The organism is Dyadobacter sp. HNCC25DJ183 (genome assembly GCF_056895175.1).
This window is the reverse complement of record NZ_JBXHAP010000010.1, coordinates 136,905-152,257: the sequence shown is the minus strand read 5'-3', so window position 1 is coordinate 152,257 and position 15,353 is coordinate 136,905. Positions and strand designations below refer to the sequence as shown.

17 protein-coding genes are annotated in these 15,353 nt (G+C 47.2%); 6 read left to right on the top strand and 11 right to left on the bottom strand.

Translation table 11 applies throughout. The features are described 5' to 3' along the window. Positions 1-28 precede the first annotated feature (28 nt). Genes AC1XTG_RS23790 through AC1XTG_RS23775 form a run of 4 tightly spaced genes read left to right on the top strand, consistent with a single transcriptional unit; the run spans position 29 to position 1,686 of the window. Positions 29-238 carry a hypothetical protein gene (locus tag AC1XTG_RS23790; RefSeq protein ID WP_056291436.1) on the top strand — a complete coding sequence of 70 codons (210 nt, stop codon included), beginning with the start codon at positions 29-31 and terminating at the stop codon, positions 236-238. After that, positions 223-600 carry a type II toxin-antitoxin system VapC family toxin gene (locus tag AC1XTG_RS23785; protein ID WP_056291434.1) on the top strand — a complete coding sequence of 126 codons (378 nt, stop codon included), beginning with the start codon at positions 223-225 and terminating at the stop codon, positions 598-600. The genes AC1XTG_RS23790 and AC1XTG_RS23785 overlap by 16 nt, the downstream gene beginning before the upstream one ends. 19 nt (positions 601-619) lie before the next feature. Continuing rightward, the gene (locus tag AC1XTG_RS23780; protein WP_484843701.1) at positions 620-1,198 is read left to right on the top strand and encodes a YeeE/YedE family protein; all 579 of its coding nucleotides are present in this window, start codon (positions 620-622) and stop codon (positions 1,196-1,198) included. Next, positions 1,198-1,686: a DUF6691 family protein gene (locus AC1XTG_RS23775; protein ID WP_484843700.1), complete on the top strand. Its 489-nt coding sequence runs from the start codon at positions 1,198-1,200 to the stop codon at positions 1,684-1,686. Before AC1XTG_RS23780 ends, AC1XTG_RS23775 begins: the two co-directional genes overlap by 1 nt. Here AC1XTG_RS23775 and AC1XTG_RS23770 read toward each other — a convergent pair whose 3' ends face one another. The 9 genes from AC1XTG_RS23770 to AC1XTG_RS23730 all read right to left on the bottom strand — a co-directional run bounded on the left by AC1XTG_RS23770 (position 1,687) and on the right by AC1XTG_RS23730 (position 10,708). Next, positions 1,687-2,454 carry an SAM-dependent methyltransferase gene (locus AC1XTG_RS23770; RefSeq protein WP_484843699.1) on the bottom strand — a complete coding sequence of 256 codons (768 nt, stop codon included), beginning with the start codon at positions 2,452-2,454 and terminating at the stop codon, positions 1,687-1,689. It abuts the gene before it with no gap. 46 nt (positions 2,455-2,500) lie between these two features. Next, on the bottom strand, positions 2,501-3,928 hold the full coding sequence (locus AC1XTG_RS23765; RefSeq protein ID WP_484843698.1) for a hypothetical protein: 1,428 nt from the start codon (positions 3,926-3,928) through the stop codon (positions 2,501-2,503). An 18-nt stretch (positions 3,929-3,946) separates the two neighbouring features. After that, positions 3,947-4,291: a heavy-metal-associated domain-containing protein gene (locus AC1XTG_RS23760; protein ID WP_056291424.1), complete on the bottom strand. Its 345-nt coding sequence runs from the start codon at positions 4,289-4,291 to the stop codon at positions 3,947-3,949. Between the two features lie 34 nt (positions 4,292-4,325). Further along, positions 4,326-4,892, bottom strand: a complete 567-nt coding sequence (locus AC1XTG_RS23755) for an AraC family transcriptional regulator (protein ID WP_484843697.1) — start codon at positions 4,890-4,892, stop codon at positions 4,326-4,328. Positions 4,893-4,955: 63 nt separating this feature from the next. Beyond that, complete coding sequence (locus AC1XTG_RS23750; protein WP_484843696.1) at positions 4,956-7,178, bottom strand: TonB-dependent receptor; 2,223 nt, start codon at positions 7,176-7,178, stop codon at positions 4,956-4,958. Positions 7,179-7,254: 76 nt separating this feature from the next. Next, the gene (locus tag AC1XTG_RS23745; RefSeq protein ID WP_484843695.1) at positions 7,255-7,713 is read right to left on the bottom strand and encodes an HYC_CC_PP family protein; all 459 of its coding nucleotides are present in this window, start codon (positions 7,711-7,713) and stop codon (positions 7,255-7,257) included. A gap of 22 nt (positions 7,714-7,735) precedes the next feature. After that, positions 7,736-7,945 (bottom strand): heavy-metal-associated domain-containing protein, encoded by a 210-nt coding sequence (locus tag AC1XTG_RS23740; protein ID WP_056291414.1) that lies wholly within the window; start codon positions 7,943-7,945, stop codon positions 7,736-7,738. Between the two features lie 112 nt (positions 7,946-8,057). Beyond that, the gene (locus tag AC1XTG_RS23735; protein WP_484843694.1) at positions 8,058-10,286 is read right to left on the bottom strand and encodes a heavy metal translocating P-type ATPase; all 2,229 of its coding nucleotides are present in this window, start codon (positions 10,284-10,286) and stop codon (positions 8,058-8,060) included. 83 nt (positions 10,287-10,369) lie between these two features. Then, positions 10,370-10,708, bottom strand: a complete 339-nt coding sequence (locus AC1XTG_RS23730) for a tRNA-binding protein (protein ID WP_056291412.1) — start codon at positions 10,706-10,708, stop codon at positions 10,370-10,372. Positions 10,709-10,822: 114 nt separating this feature from the next. Between AC1XTG_RS23730 and AC1XTG_RS23725 the strand changes: the two genes are divergently transcribed. Then, on the top strand, positions 10,823-11,926 hold the full coding sequence (locus AC1XTG_RS23725) for a lactonase family protein (protein ID WP_484843693.1): 1,104 nt from the start codon (positions 10,823-10,825) through the stop codon (positions 11,924-11,926). A gap of 6 nt (positions 11,927-11,932) precedes the next feature. Here the strand turns inward: AC1XTG_RS23725 and AC1XTG_RS23720 are convergent, their stop codons facing one another. Next, positions 11,933-13,339: a redoxin domain-containing protein gene (locus AC1XTG_RS23720; protein ID WP_484843692.1), complete on the bottom strand. Its 1,407-nt coding sequence runs from the start codon at positions 13,337-13,339 to the stop codon at positions 11,933-11,935. Between the two features lie 101 nt (positions 13,340-13,440). Here AC1XTG_RS23720 and AC1XTG_RS23715 point away from each other — a divergent pair, with 101 nt between their 5' ends. Continuing rightward, positions 13,441-14,214: a YdcF family protein gene (locus AC1XTG_RS23715; RefSeq protein WP_484843691.1), complete on the top strand. Its 774-nt coding sequence runs from the start codon at positions 13,441-13,443 to the stop codon at positions 14,212-14,214. A gap of 16 nt (positions 14,215-14,230) precedes the next feature. On the opposite strand, the gene pfkA is transcribed toward AC1XTG_RS23715, so the two are convergent. Next, the gene (pfkA, locus tag AC1XTG_RS23710) at positions 14,231-15,205 is read right to left on the bottom strand and encodes a 6-phosphofructokinase (protein WP_056291404.1); all 975 of its coding nucleotides are present in this window, start codon (positions 15,203-15,205) and stop codon (positions 14,231-14,233) included. Positions 15,206-15,353 lie beyond the last annotated feature (148 nt).

Genomic DNA, 15,353 nt, shown 5'->3' with positions numbered 1-15,353 from the left:
TTCTATCTTGTATTATAAAGATAAAATTATGGAAACGTATGTAGTGGAGCTGACGCATGATAAAGCGTTGCAGTTACTCAGGGACCTGGAAGCATTGAACGTAATCCGAATTCATCAGAATGAAGAACGTACTGCACCTGGTTTATCATCCAAATACAGAGGGACGCTTACTAAAGAGGAAGGCAAAGCTTTGAGTAAACACATCTCCCAAACGCGCAGCGAATGGACCGGTATCTGATCGATTCCAACGCTGTATCTCACTATCTCTCTGAATTGCTTCCTTCAAAGGGAATGGAGTTTATGGATATGGTCATTAATGAGATTCCCAATATCTCCGTTATCACTGAAATAGAACTACTATCGTGGAAGACAGCTTCTTCAAGTAGCGTTGAAGCATTTGTTCGCGACAGTATTGTATTTACAATTACACCTGAGGTGGTCAAAAGTTGTGTGGCTATACGCAGAGGAAGGAAAATTAAAACACCTGACGCAATTATTGCAGGCACTGCCATTGCGAATAATTTGATCTTAATTACAGATAATGAGAGGGATTTTCTTACTATTCCGAAGTTAAGAATCGTAAACCCGAATCATTATTAAGCTATACTGCTTTTCTGACATGTCAGACCTCATTGAATTCCTTCGGAAACCCTGGCCGTGGTATGTAGCGGGGCCTTTGATCGGACTTACTGTTCCGGCGCTGCTGCTTTTGGGGAACAAATCGTTTGGTATCTCTTCATCATTGAGGCATATCTGCGCGGCGGTAATCCCTGCTGACATTTCTTTCTTCAAATACAACTGGCGCAAAGAAACCTGGAATCTCTTTTTTGTAGCCGGTATTGCAATGGGCGGCTTTTTGGCGACATTCTTTCTTTCCAACCCGGAGCCTGTTGCTATTGCAGCAGATACGAAATTTACACTTGCATCATTAGGGATCACAGATTTTTCCGGGTTGATGCCGGCGGACCTATTTTCGATAGACTATATATTCTCGCTTAAAGGGTTCATTTTTCTCATTTTAGGCGGGTTCCTGGTTGGTTTTGGCACGAGGTATGCGGGTGGCTGCACTTCCGGGCATTCCATAATGGGTCTCGCCAGCTTACAATGGCCTTCGCTCGTCGCAACAATCTGCTTTATGGCAGGAGGTTTTGCGTGTACACACCTGGTCCTTCCATTTTTGCTTGAACTCGTCAGATAATGGAAAATATAGAAACTCAGGATATCAAAACAGATAATACCGACGGCGCAAATCAGCAGCAGTTGCAGGAAACCTTTGCCGCGAAGCTGAAATACCTTTTTGTTGGTGTACTATTCGGGATCGTGTTTGTGAAGGCGGAAATTGTGTCCTGGTTCCGAATTCAGGAAATGTTCAGGCTAGACTCATTTCACATGTACGGCGTAATCGGCTCGGCAGTGGCTGTGGGGCTGCTTTCGGTATTCCTTATCAGGAAATTCAACATTAAAACATTATCCGGAGAAGCCGTTTATATTCAGGATAAGGTATTTCAAAAAGGCCAGATCTACGGCGGACTGATGTTTGGCTTCGGCTGGGCGATCACCGGCGCTTGCCCGGGACCACTTTTCGCGCAGATAGGAAGCGGGTACCTGGCAGTAGCAGTAACATTACTGAGCGCGATTGCAGGTACCTGGACTTACGGTTTGCTGAGGCCGAAGCTTCCGCATTGATCAGTTTTTAACAGCAACCAGGTAAAGCTGCTCGTCACCTAATGTGAATGGATCGGCTTCCAGGTTCCCAAATGTACCTACCGTTTTTAATCCCACACTTTGCAGCATGGCCGTAATTTCAGCCAGCGTATAGATATACTGAAATACAGTGTGGGTTACTTTTTCACTACCTGAAATAAACGTTTGCTGCGCCTCAATGCAGCCTTCTTCCGGCCGGTACTCGTTTTCAGCAAGATAAAAAATATCGTCTCCTACCGGCATCCAGTTACGTACCTGAAAGCTGGGTAAAATGCTTTCGGCCAGGTTTTCAGTATGCAGTGCCACGTGACCGCCTGGTTTCAGCGCAGCGGCAATTTTCCCGAAAAACCGCAGCATATCAGCCCGTGGGAAAAAACTGAGGCTATTGCCTAAACAGTAAACCGCATCAAATGCATTTTGTTCGGGTTGATATTCCAGCACATCCGTACAAATCACTTCGATGGCGAGCTTTTTCTTGCGGCTTACCTTTGTCAGTTCGTCGCAATACTCAGCAGAAATGTCGACGCAGGTAATGGAGCAGCCTGTTTCTGTCAGTGGAATGGCGTGGCGGCCATAGCCGGATAAAATGTCGAGTACCTTATTTCCTTCCTTGATTTCCAGCACATCAGCCAGAAAATCAACTTCGAAGTCGGTGTATTCTTCATCCTGGTAAAGCTTCCAGGCTATTTGGGGTAATCCTTTGAAATAACTATGATACCAGGCCACTGCGTCGTTTTTGATTTTTGGCAAAACTAAACAAATGCGGCCTGGTATCTATTGAAGATAATCGGAGAAACTACATTTTCATCAAACCGGGCGTGAGACGGAGGTAAACCTGACCGGACATGGGGTTTTTACCGTAACTATTTTTGAAATACGAATTATATTCATTGATGTGGTGAAAGCTGAGCTGTCCGCCCGCCTGCACCAATGTATTGGCAAAAGAAAAAAGCTGCCGGTTAATGCCGAGGGTAAATGCAGAAATACCTGCATTGGTTGAATATTCCGGAATGTCGCTGTGTTGTTCCAGGAGATCGTTAAAGCTTTTCTGCACCCATTCGTACCTTCCGTAAACTGCCCATTTGTTGAGCTGTACATTGGATTCGGCCAATACAGAACTTCCATTGTGACTACCTGAATTTTTACCCCAAACCAGCGTCGAAGAAATCCACTTGTTTTCACCTCCAAGCTGTGCACTATGTTGCAGAGAGGCGGTAGTGCGGGTAACATCATCGTGGGAGTGCAACAGTTCGGGACCTTTGATAAATGCGCGGCTCACCTGAAATGCAACCTGTTTCATAGGATTGTAAAGTAGTCGGATGCTGTAGGAGTCAAAACGCGGCTTGTCGAAGTCAAACCGGTTTTCATCCGGCTCGCGACCAGTGAACGAAGATCCTTCAAGTTTGAACATCCCGTAGCGCACACCCGCAGTTACCACGCCGAATGTAATGTGCGTAGCATCCTGCCAGTGGTGGCCCAAAACCGCATCAGGATTGTTGAATGCGGACATTCTATGCATAAAGGCAGTAGGTCCGAGCGCCGGCTCTCCGGGATAACCTGCGTAAATCGTAAGATCTACTTTATCATTAATGCGCTGGGTATATCCCACCGAAAGTTCCGAAATCAGATCGTGCGGGTGCTGGCGATCAACCAATGGAACATTGTTCCAGCTTTCGCCAGATTGAAAAAGAAGCGGGTATCCAGCCCCGCCGTCGAAAATTCGGTCGAGGGAAACCATTGCCCGGATGTTCAGCAAGCCATTTTTTCCAACCTGCCGCTGCGCCATTCCCATAAACCAGTTCGGCACACTGAATTTAGAGTCCTGACCTTTTTTGTTTTTGTTATTGAAATTCTGACTGGTATAGCGGAGAACAACGCTTCCATGCAGCATGTAATTCCACTTATTGCTATGTTTCATGTACGCATACATGGGCGTTGCATCGGGCTGCCAACCGGTGCCCGAGCCGTTTCTGGTCATCGGCAGGCTAAGTGAAAAGCTGTGCGTCATCTGGTGCGCATGCTGCATTTTCGAATGATCCATCTTCGTGGTATCTCCGTGATCCATATGTTCCATGTTGCCATGATCCATACCTTTCATATCATGCATCTCGTGGCGCGTGCTGTCTTTCGCAGGCTGCTGATGATGTTCATGCTGCGCCATTGCCGGTAATGCAAGCATTCCGAGCCCAGATACAACAATGTTTTTCAGTTTGTTGAGTTTCATAATAAAGCAATTAAATGGTTAGTGTGGTGCTGCGGTTTTGCGGCAGCAGCTTGGCAGTTTGTCGTGTGCTTTCTGGTTAGCGAGCTGGTTATCGGCATCATAGCCTGTGTTGATAATCGTGGCTTTAATCGCTTCCGGCGTTGTTTTGGCGGGATTGTACTTCACTGTCACCACCTTGTCTTTCAGGTTCAGGTTGGATTCCTTCACACCTTTTGAAAGGCCAAGGTTACGTTCAATGCGCGCCTTGCACATCTCGCAGATCGCCGACGTTTTGATCTTTATTTCCTTCTCATCACCCGCACTAAAAGCTGCATTGGATCCGATAAAAAGGAGTGTAATGAATGAAAAAAGGATTGTTTTCATGATTGCAGTTGTTTTTTGATTTGATATATTGATTTCATCCTCCGACCTGATCGAGCGTTTTTCTTGTCGGACTTTTCTTAAATTCTCCGGGCGTCATTCCGGTTACCTTTTTAAACTGGTTACTCAAATGCGCAGTGCTGCTGTACGAAAGCCGCCACGCCATTTCGCTTAGCGTCAGCTCATTGTACGATAACCATTCTTTTATTTTCTCTACTTTTTGCGCGATAATGTACTGTTCTATGGTCTGCCCCGTCTCAGATGAAAAAAGGCTGCTCAGGTAAGAATATTCATAACCGATCTTCTCCGACAGGTAATCCGAGAAATTCATCTGGGCAGGTTTAAGTCCTTTTAGATTCTGGATCTCATCAATAACCAGCGTTTTGATGTGTTCGACAAGTGTCAGCCTCCGATCGTCGAGCAACTCAAACCCATTCGTTTCCAAAACGGTTTTTACCTGTTTCAGGCTCTCTGCATCCAGGTCTTCCTCCGTTTCTACTTCGCCCAGATCCACCGAAATAGGATGCAGCCCCAAAGCAGTCAGCTCCTCACGTACAACACGCTTGCAGCGGTCACAAACCATATTTTTAATATATAACCTCATAAAAAAAATATTTAGACTATAAATCCTCCTCCGTCCTCCCTTTCCTCCCTCCTCCCTTCCTTTTCAACGTATAATCTTATAACGTATCCCGGCATAAATCATTCGTCCTACTATCGGTCCCCATGCCATTCCGGCGTCAAAATGCTGGCCGAAAGGCTGCTCTGAACCTATAATCGGGTCTTTTTGCGTGAAGTTCGCCAGGTTCTCTCCTCCCAGGTAGATATCCCATTTGGGAAAAGTGCGGGTGATTTGTGCATTGAAATTATAGAACGCAGGCGCCATTGTCGACGGAAGGTTCTCAGGTACCTGGTGGTGATCAACAGGCCCCATGTAGGGCAGCCGTTTCTTACCATTCCATTGGGCGGTGAAATCAAACTTCCATTTGTCGTAAGGCAATGCATAACCTGCATTGAACAGGATCCGGTCGCGGCTGACCATCATTCTGGGCAGGAGCAGCCGCTGATCATAACCCTGGACCACCGTTTGCTTTACATCGAAAAGCCGGTAAGCAAGTTTCAATTCAAAACGTTTGATCGGCGTCAGGTTAGCCTCGGCCTGAAAGCTGTTCGCGAATGCGCTTCCATCCAGGTTATAGAAGTTCAGGTACCTGGGATCTTCCATATCCGCAACAAGCTGGTTTTCGAATGTAGTACGATAATAATCGACGATCAGATTCCCCTTCATTCCGCCGATTGTAAATTCCTGGGTAAGGCTGGCGCCGTAGTTCCACGACTTCTCTGGCTGGATCTGCTCTCTGAAAACGACCTGCCGCGCGCTTACCAGGTTACCGTAGTACTCAGCCAGCGGATTGGCAACCCGGAACCCTTTGCCCGCAGAAGCACGTAGTACGGTTTGATCTGCAACATTGTATTTCAAATGCACGCGAGGTGTCCATTGCGTCCCATAAAGGTTATGAAAGTCCACCCGCCCGCCTGCTACCAGCACAAACTTGTCGAGATTATTATAGGTATACTCGAAAAATGCACCCGGTACCGATTCGTTTCTGGTTAAAGTCAGCGTTTTGTAACGTTCATCGTAGTTATCAAGCAGGTAGCTCAATCCTGTTTTATAGGAGTGATTGGTATTGTTGATAATGGACTGATAAATCAGGTTAGCATAAAGTGTTTTCTGCTTTCCATCGTAGTTATTAAGACCAAAATATGACTTTGAGTCAAAAGCTGACGCATTCACGATCAGTCCCAAACCTTTGTAAGGCTGCTCGGGAAAGAGCCGCGCGATCTTGGAGAAAAATTCATAGCGGTTGATCCTGGCTCCAAAACCATAAGCTTGCGTAGTGCCGCGCATTTCCTTTTCGAAGCCGGTTTGTCCGCCGAGCCTGTCTTCCACCATTGCTTTTACACCAAACTGCGCCATTAACTTATCGCCCTGGTATTTCCAGCGATTGATCGCATTGATCTGTGTATAAAGCGGCATATCCATGAAACTATCGCCGTTCTTGTCCACTCTGTTCTGCAGGGTACTTCCATGTGTAAGCAGTCCGGTACTCCATTTCTTGCTGAGTTGATGGGCAAGGTTCAGGTTCAGTTCGGCTCTTCCGAAATTGTTGACATAAGTATTCAGGTAAAGTTTTTCAGGTGAATCGGGCTTTTGCAGCTCGATGTTGATCTGCCCGGTCATCGATTCATATCCATTCACAACGGAGCCCGCGCCTTTGCCGATGTCAATGGACTGGATCCACGTTCCCGGAATTGAACTAAGTCCGAAAGTAGAAGCCAGTCCGCGCAGGGACGGTATATTTTCCACATTGGACTGAATGTAAGTGCCGCTCAGCCCCAGCATCTGGATCTGCTTTGAACCCGTAACCGCGTCGGAGTAGGAAACAGACACGGATGCATTTGTTTCAAAGCTTTCGGAAAGATTGCAGCACGCAGCTTTGGCGAGCGTGCGGGTAGTGATAATTTCTGTTTGATGTGGAGAAAGCCGGTCGATTGTACCGCTGCCGCCGCGCACGGTAACTTCATCCAGCGTCTGGTCGCTTTTCAGCACGACTTGCAGCTCGCTCTCCGCGCCGATTTTGATCGTGTCATTCCTGAACCCTACAAAGCTGATTACAAGCAGGTTCGATTGTGCAGATCTTGGAATGCTAAAATGGCCCGACTGATTGGTAACAGCAGCCTGGGTGGTACCCGACCAGTACACATTGGCGCCGGTGACCGGCGCAAGGCTGTCGGACCCTGAAACCTGCTCGCTGACGGAGCCGGTAACGCGCTGTGCTGATACGGAAATGGAAAGCAGGCAGAGCAATCCTGCCAGGTAAGTTTTCATTTCAAAATAGATTCAATTGACAAATAGTACTGCAAATCCCTGTTGGGATCTGTTAATTAGCTATTAATCAATTGTATCAGATCAGAAACGACTGGATAAAAGAAAGCATACTTCTCCCATGAAGGCGGGAGGAAAAGGATATATCGGGCGAATCGGGGGGAGAAGGAAGTCTCCATTCCGCACGGATAAATTGGAAGGATGTGGCAAACCAAACCACATCTCCTGCCCACACTTTAAGAATTTTTGCAGCCTGCTGACCACCGGAAGCAACCACATCCAGCTTTTCAAACTTGTGGTTCTCCTTGCAGCAGTCTGTTTTTTTGATGAATGTTCCCTTCGACGCTGTAAGCAGCTTGCTTTTGGCACAACAGGTACCAGCTTTTTTAACAGAATCTTCTGATTTTGAAGGTGTGACAAACTGCACCGACTTGCCGCGCATCATACATTGATGCTCCACCAAAGCAAATCCTGTGCTGCTGAACAGTACCAGAAATGCCATCAGGGCGGTGATCGATTGGTGCAATTTGTTTTTCATTGTATGCCAAATATATTAATTATCAGGCTATTTCTTCGGCTACATAGCCTGCATTCTTGATCAGTTCTTCAATTTCCTCGGCAGAATGGGAGGTTTCTACTTTCAGTATTCTTTGCGGATCTTCCAGGTCTACGGCCCAGTTGGCTACTTCTTTATCTGCATTCAAGAAAGGTGTAACAGTAGCTACACAGCCGCCGCATTTGATATTGGTTTTGAATTTGATTGTTTCCATTGTGTTATTCGAAATCAGGGTATTTAAATCGATGTTACAAATATTGGTACTCCATGTAAGCCACGCATTACACAATTACCGCGGGTTATTACAAAGTTTTGGGAAAGCCGGATTACAACCGCGCCGCCCGCAACCGCAGACTGTTCATTACTGCCGACACCGAGCTCAGCGCCATTGCGCCGCCTGCAATCATCGGATCCAGCAGGAATCCGTTGACTGGATACAAAATCCCCGCCGCAATGGGGATACCGATCAGGTTGTAAATAAATGCCCAGAACAAATTCTGCCGGATCGTTGCGACTGTTTTACGCGACAGTTTCAATGCCTTTGGCAAGACGAGCAGATCGGAAGTGATCAGCGTCATTTTGGCCACATCCATCGCGATATCAGACCCTTTTCCCATAGCAATGCTCACATCGGCTTGCGCCAGTGCCTGCGAATCATTGATCCCGTCGCCGACCATGGCCACAATCTTCCGGTCGGTTTGCAGCTGCCGGATCGCCTGCATTTTATCATCGGGCTTCATCTCGGCGCGGTACGAGACAATGCCGGTTTCTCGGGCTATTGCCGCTGCTGCCTGCTGGTTGTCGCCGGTCAGCATAATCACTTCTATCCCTTGTTTTTGCAATTCGGTAACCGCCTGGCGCGAAGTGGGTTTCAGGGTATCTGCAATGGCCACTACTGCCACCAGCTCTTTGTCAGCCGCTATTCCGATTACAGTTTTCGCCTGTTCGGCAATTTGTCTTACCTCATTGATCACGTCGGTTCCAACTGTAATCTCTTCACTTTTGAGGAAATTAAGGGTGCCGATTGTGTACCGGACATTATCGACTTTCCCGCGTACACCGCTTCCTGTCACCGATTCAAAATGACGTACATTCAGTTGCGCAGGTGCGTCGATATGCTGGACTATCGCGCTGGCAAGCGGATGCTCGGATCGCGATTCAATGGCCTTGATAGCGGTCAGGTGCTTTTCCCTGTCAGCTTCCTTAATTTTCCATATCCAGTCGGTAACCACGGGGCGGCCCATGGTGAGCGTGCCGGTTTTGTCCACTACTACTACATTCACGCGGTACGCTTTTTCAAGACTTTCTGCGTCACGGATCAGAATATGGTTTTCGGCTCCTTTCCCTACACCTACCATCATCGCAGTAGGCGTAGCGAGGCCGAGTGCACATGGGCAGGCAATCACCAGCACGGATACCGCGGCCATTAAACCGTGGGTTAATGCATTTTCGCCATCGGCAAAAATCCACACGACCAGCGTCAGCACCGCGATCGCGATCACGGCAGGGACAAACACACCTGCAACTTTGTCAACCAGTTTTTGAACTGGTGCTTTGCTCCCTTGCGCTTCTTGTACAGTCTTGATAATTTGTGCCAAAACGGTTTGCTTGCCTACCTTTTCGGCCACGAATGTAAAGCTGCCGTTCTGGTTGATTGTTCCGGCAAAAACAGGGTCGCCTGCGTTTTTAAGGGCAGGTACCGGTTCTCCGGTCATCAGGCTTTCATCTACAAAAGAGCTTCCCGAGATCAGTTTTCCGTCAACAGGTATCTTTTCTCCGGCTCGGATCAGGATTTCGTCGCAGGCGACAACTTCCTTTACATTCACTTCCATTTCCACGCCCTCGCGGATCACCCGCACTATTTTGGGCTGCAATCCGATCAGCTTCTTCAATGCGTCAGAAGTCTTCGTTTTGGCACGCTCTTCCAGCATTTTACCCAAAAGAATAAAGCAAATGATCACGGAAGCTGCCTCGAAATATACGTGCGGATGCAGCCCGCGGGCGTGCCAGAAATGTGGGAAAAAAGTGTTGAATGTGCTGAAAAGGAATGCGACACCGGTACTTAATGCGACCAGCGTGTCCATATTCGCCTTGCCGTGGCTGGCCTGTTTCCATGCATTGACAAAAAAGTCTTTCCCGAAAATGAACAATACCGGAATTGTCAATGCCAGCATGACATAATTCGAAAAAGGCAGGTCCATGAAGAACATGCCCAGGATCACCACTGGGACAGTCAATACACCCGACCAGATCGTCCTAGTTTTCAGTTGTTCATAATGTGCCAGCCGGGCTTTCTCCTGCTCGGCGAGCGCATCATCTTCTTCGTCTTCGATAATAAGCCCGTATCCGATCCCATTCAGTACTCCGTTCAGCTGCTGCAGGGTTACGGTATCAGGATCATATTCCACCGACACAGACTGACTCGCGTAATTGACCCCGGCGATTTCCACGCCAGGGGTACTTTTAAGCATACTTTCAACGCTCACTGCGCATGCCGCGCAAGACATTCCGGTTACCGGAAGCGTTACTTTATGAATTTCTGATGTTGTATCCATAGCCTTGTAAATCTTGTCTACAAAATTAATAACTGCATCTGCGCGGGGCATTACACAATTCTGGCCGGGATTTACATGATTTCTCAGGCCAGCCTCGTTCCGTTCGGAACCTCGAAATCCGGACCGGTCAGGATCACTTCTCCGTCTGGTAATATGAAGCCGGTTGTCAGTACTTCGGACCTGAAATCGGCGATTTGCTTGGGAGGGAAGTTCACGACGCAAAGTACCTGCCTGCCGAGGAGCTGCTCTTTGGTATAACGTTTGGTGATCTGTGCGGAGCTGGCTTTGATCCCGATTTCAGGGCCAAGGTCTATCCTGAGTTTGAAGGCTGGTTTACGCGCCTTTGGAAAGTCAGAAACCTCGATGATCGTGCCTGCTCTCAGGTCAACTTTCTCAAACTCCTGCCAGGTAATCGTTTCCATTGTAATCCAGAATTGTGGTTTGTTTCAAATTGATTATCTATTTAAACAACATTAAAAACAGGTTTGGGTTCGCTTTTGAGTACGTTTGGTAAAATCCCATTCTAAACCACGATCATGAAAAACATCATCCTTCCCATATTGCTGCTCGGCGCTTCGCTGCTGTTGGTCTCATTTCAGGACAAGACCGTTCCCTTTTACATCGGGACGCAGGATAAAGGCGCTAATTCCTCCATTTCGCTTTGCGAGCTCAATTTGTCAACGGGCAAGATTACGCTCATAGATACTTTTAATACCTCTGTCGGGCCGGGCTATGTTGCGGTTTCTCCCGACAAGAAAACGCTCTATGCAGCTGGTGGAAACAATAAGGTGGATGCTTATTCCATTGGCAAAGACAAAAAGCTGACTTACCTCAACAGCCAGTCTTCCGAAGGAGCTAATCCCTGCCACGTGGCGGTACATCCATCGGGGAAGCTCGTTTTTGCGGCTAATTACACGGGTGGAAGCTTTACTGCTTATCCGGCAGAGGCGGGTGGAAAATTGGGTACGCCTGTTTACAGGGAACAATATACCGGTACCGGGCCAAATGAAAAGAGACAGGAAAAATCGCACGCGCACTTTGCAACAGCCAGTCCTGACGGGAAGTTTGTATACGTTACAGACTTAGGGAGTGACAAAGTCATGAATTATGCAGTGGATACCCGGAAAAATCAATTGGTACCGAATCCGGCGCAGCCATTTTTTACCGGAAAGCCTGGCGCAGGTCCGCGACATTTGATCATACATCCGTCAGGCAAGTCGTTGTTCCTGCTGAATGAACTCGATGCCACACTTACATCGTGTTCAGTTGATAAAAACGGCGTGATAACCGCCATTAAAACATACCCGACGCTCCCGGCGGATTTTACCGGTACCAACACCAGTGCAGCTATTCACCTGCATCCGAATGGAAAGTTTGTTTATGTTTCCAACCGCGGGCACAATTCCATTACCGGATTTGCGATCAAGGCGAATGGAGAACTTGAAATGGTGGATCAGCAGACAAAGTCCATTGAAACTCCCCGCGACTTCAATATCGACCCCAGCGGAAAGCTGATGATCGTGGCGAATCAATCTACTGATAACCTGGTCGTGTACGATGTGGATCCTGCAACCGGCAAGCTGGCTTTCAAACACGAGAGCATTTCTGTGAAGCTGCCCATTTGCATTGTATTTCCCTGAAAGTGATCAGAGTTTCCGCGCCATTTTGTTTTGATAGTAATTCAAAAAGTCTTCCAGCTGCTCCACGGGCATTTTGCGGGCGATGATCTTTTTGTTTTTATCCAGAATATAAATGGTAGGCGTAGTTACCACGTCAAATTTGCGGTTGAAGTCTATCTGTTGTAGTGCATCGAAACCGTTAATAACATCTTCGAGATGGTAGTTTTTAATAAATGACTTCCATTCTTCCATATTATGCTCTGTGGAAATCGCCATTACTTTAATGCCCTTTGCTTTGTTCTTGTCGTAAAACGCTTTCAGCACCGGTGAAGCTTCCTTGCAGTGCCCGCAGGTTGGGGCGTAAAAGAATAGCACCGTATATTCTGCAGGTATGGTCTGCACGCTTACCTTCTTTCCATTTTGATCCGTCAGGCTCAGTGGAGGAAAGGTTTTGTTCACCAGCAGATACTTCAGAGTATTCACCTTTTCGGCTATACGTTTCTTGTTCTCGGCAGTAACATCCATATCGCCTGACAGATAGTACTTCTCGGCCATATGTACCCAAAGTGCCTCGGTGCCCACGGTTTTAGGGTTTTCATATTGATTGGCAATGTAAAAAACCACCCAGGCCTTAATGTCTTTATTGACAGAAACCTTCTTGACAATCGCATCCGCATCTTTGATCAGCGAATCAGGAACCTGTACGACCAGGTTTTTGAAATAACGGTCAAGTTTTGGTTCAAGAAAGGGCGTATTGACAATTCTCGAATCTGAAAAATCAAATGAATCCCAGTAATGTGATTTGTAATAGTTGAAAACCCAGATGGAATCGGTCTTTCCATTTGCCAGCTTGGGAGCCGCAGGTATCTCGGGATCTGCCGACATTTTGAGAAGCTGTGCGGTAAAGCTTTGCGGGTTTTCGCTCAGCATTTTCTGACGGTAAGCGGCGAAGCTTTGCTGGATATCTTTGATCTTATTACGGGAGTCGGCCCCATTTTCCTTGCCAAACTGCTCGATCTGCTTCGAGCTGGTTTTTAGCTCCTGCTGATATTTGTAAAATATCTCATTCTCTTTCGAACCGGTCACTTTCATGCTCCCGATCAGATCGGTCGTGTCTGTTTCCAGTTTGATATTGGTTTCCTTGCCTGAATATACCAGCTCGATCAGCCGCTGATTACCCGGAAACAGGATGACGTATAAACCGCCCGGCAGATTTGTCGTGCCTTCGAATACGATCTTCCCGGTCGCGTCGGCTTTGGCTGTATCTTTTGGTACAAACTGGTTGGGTGTCCGGTTGTAATGTCCGATAATAAATGAGGAATCCCTGACTCCTTTGATGTTGGCCTCAATGCGGTAACCCTGACCAAGTACATTGGCAGACATTGAAAAAGCGAAAAGGAGTAACAAACAGGCATTTCGTATAAAAGCGCTCATCAGACAGGTGTTTGCTTATCAGTATTAATTTTAATTACTTCAAATCTCGGGTCGGACAAAATTAGTTTCAAAACGATAACATCTATCAGGTTCTTATTCAAATGTTTTTTTTTCTCTCCAAAGCCATAGACTTTCTGGTAATGCCGCTGAGCATTATAATAATGCTGATGATTTTGGCGCTTTTTACCAAAAACTACAAATGGCAGAAACGGCTGATTGCGCTGGCGATCGTGCTGACCTATTTGGCTTCCAACACTTATCTCGTTACCAAGTCGCTCAACTGGTGGGAGCCGGGCGTGGTGCAGCTTAAAAATCTGGAAGGTACTTATGATGTGGGTATCCTGCTTTCAGGCGGTCTGATTTACGGTGAGAAACCTTTTACAGACCTGATTTCAACGGGCGATAATGGCGACAGGGTAGTGCAGGCTTTCCGGCTCTACAAAGCAGGTAAAATCAGGAAAATCCTGATCACAGGTGCCAGTCTGGATTATCAGATGGAGCAGCGAAAGGGAGAAACGCGGATAGCTGCCGACCTGCTGGTGAAATGGGGAGTCGCCCCTGGTGACATTTTGTTCGAGGAAAGAGCGAGAAACACACGTGAAAACGCATTGTATTCTGCGCGTATCCTCAAACAAAAATTTCCGAACGGGAGATATATGCTGATTACCTCCGCTTTTCATATGCGCCGGTCACTCGGCTGTTTTCAGAAAGCTGGTGTTAAGACCGATTATTTCTGTGCAGCCTATCTTGGCGGGTACAACGGGATCACTTTTGATCGTCTGCTGGTCCCCGATGCCAACGCATTTGCTGATTTTAGTGTGTTATGGCATGAACTGGTCGGGTATGTTGTATATAAACTAACCGGCTACGCCTGATGTGAAACTCCGCGCTTTATACGCTGAGGATTTTCACCATTCTCAAAAGGTCTTCGTTGATTGGTTTTGGCAACCTGATCGTATCTTCAAAAGGCGTGTAAACCAGGTCGTTGTTCACGATTCCGGCCATTACATTTTTCTGTCCGCCGATCAATCCTTCCACGGCACCAAGACCAAGGCGGCTTGCCAGGATCCGGTCGTAGGCAGAAGGCTGTCCTCCACGTTGCGTGTGGCCGAGGGTTGTTACACGGATATCCGCATTTTCATCCACCTGTACCTTGATCTTTTCGGCTACTTCCTGTGCACTTCCTTCTTCGTCACCTTCTGCTACAATAATGATAGAAGATGATTTCGAGCGGCTCCATCCTTGTTTAAGGGTTTCAACCACCTCTGAAATAGGAGTAAGCACTTCCGGTACCATCACCAGTTCCGCACCACCTGCAATACCTGACTGCACAGCGATGTAACCTGAGTCACGGCCCATTACCTCGATAAAAAATATGCGGTCGTGCGAGCTGGCGGTGTCGCGGATCCTGTCGATCGCGTCCAGTGCAGTGTTTACCGCTGTATCAAATCCGATCGTGTAATCGGTTCCGTAAAGGTCATTGTCAATTGTTCCGGGCGCGCCTACGGTTGGGATACCGTATTCATTTCCAAAAATCATAGCGCCGGTGAACGTACCATTACCGCCGATGGCTACCAAACCTTCAATCCCGTGGGCCATCAGGTTGTCGTATGCTTTCTTGCGTCCTTCCGGAGTCACGAACTCTTTACTCCTCGCGGATTTAAGAATCGTACCGCCTCTCTGAACTATATTACTAACCGAGTGGGAGTCCATTTTATAAACATCACCGGCAATCATTCCGCTATATCCTCTTCTGATTCCAAAAACTTCAATACCATGGTAGACAGCGCCGCGTACTACTGCCCTGATACAGGCGTTCATACCCGGGGCATCCCCTCCTGAGGTAAATACTCCAATTCTTTTCATTTAATTTCGGGTTACTTCTATCTTTTTGATTGTGTCGCGACGTTTGAACCTTAAAGTCACAATTTCCGCAAATTTATCCGGTATTTCCTTAAAATATATGACCTGACTCTTAATTCTATTAAAAAATTGCCAGAACAAGATTCGGATT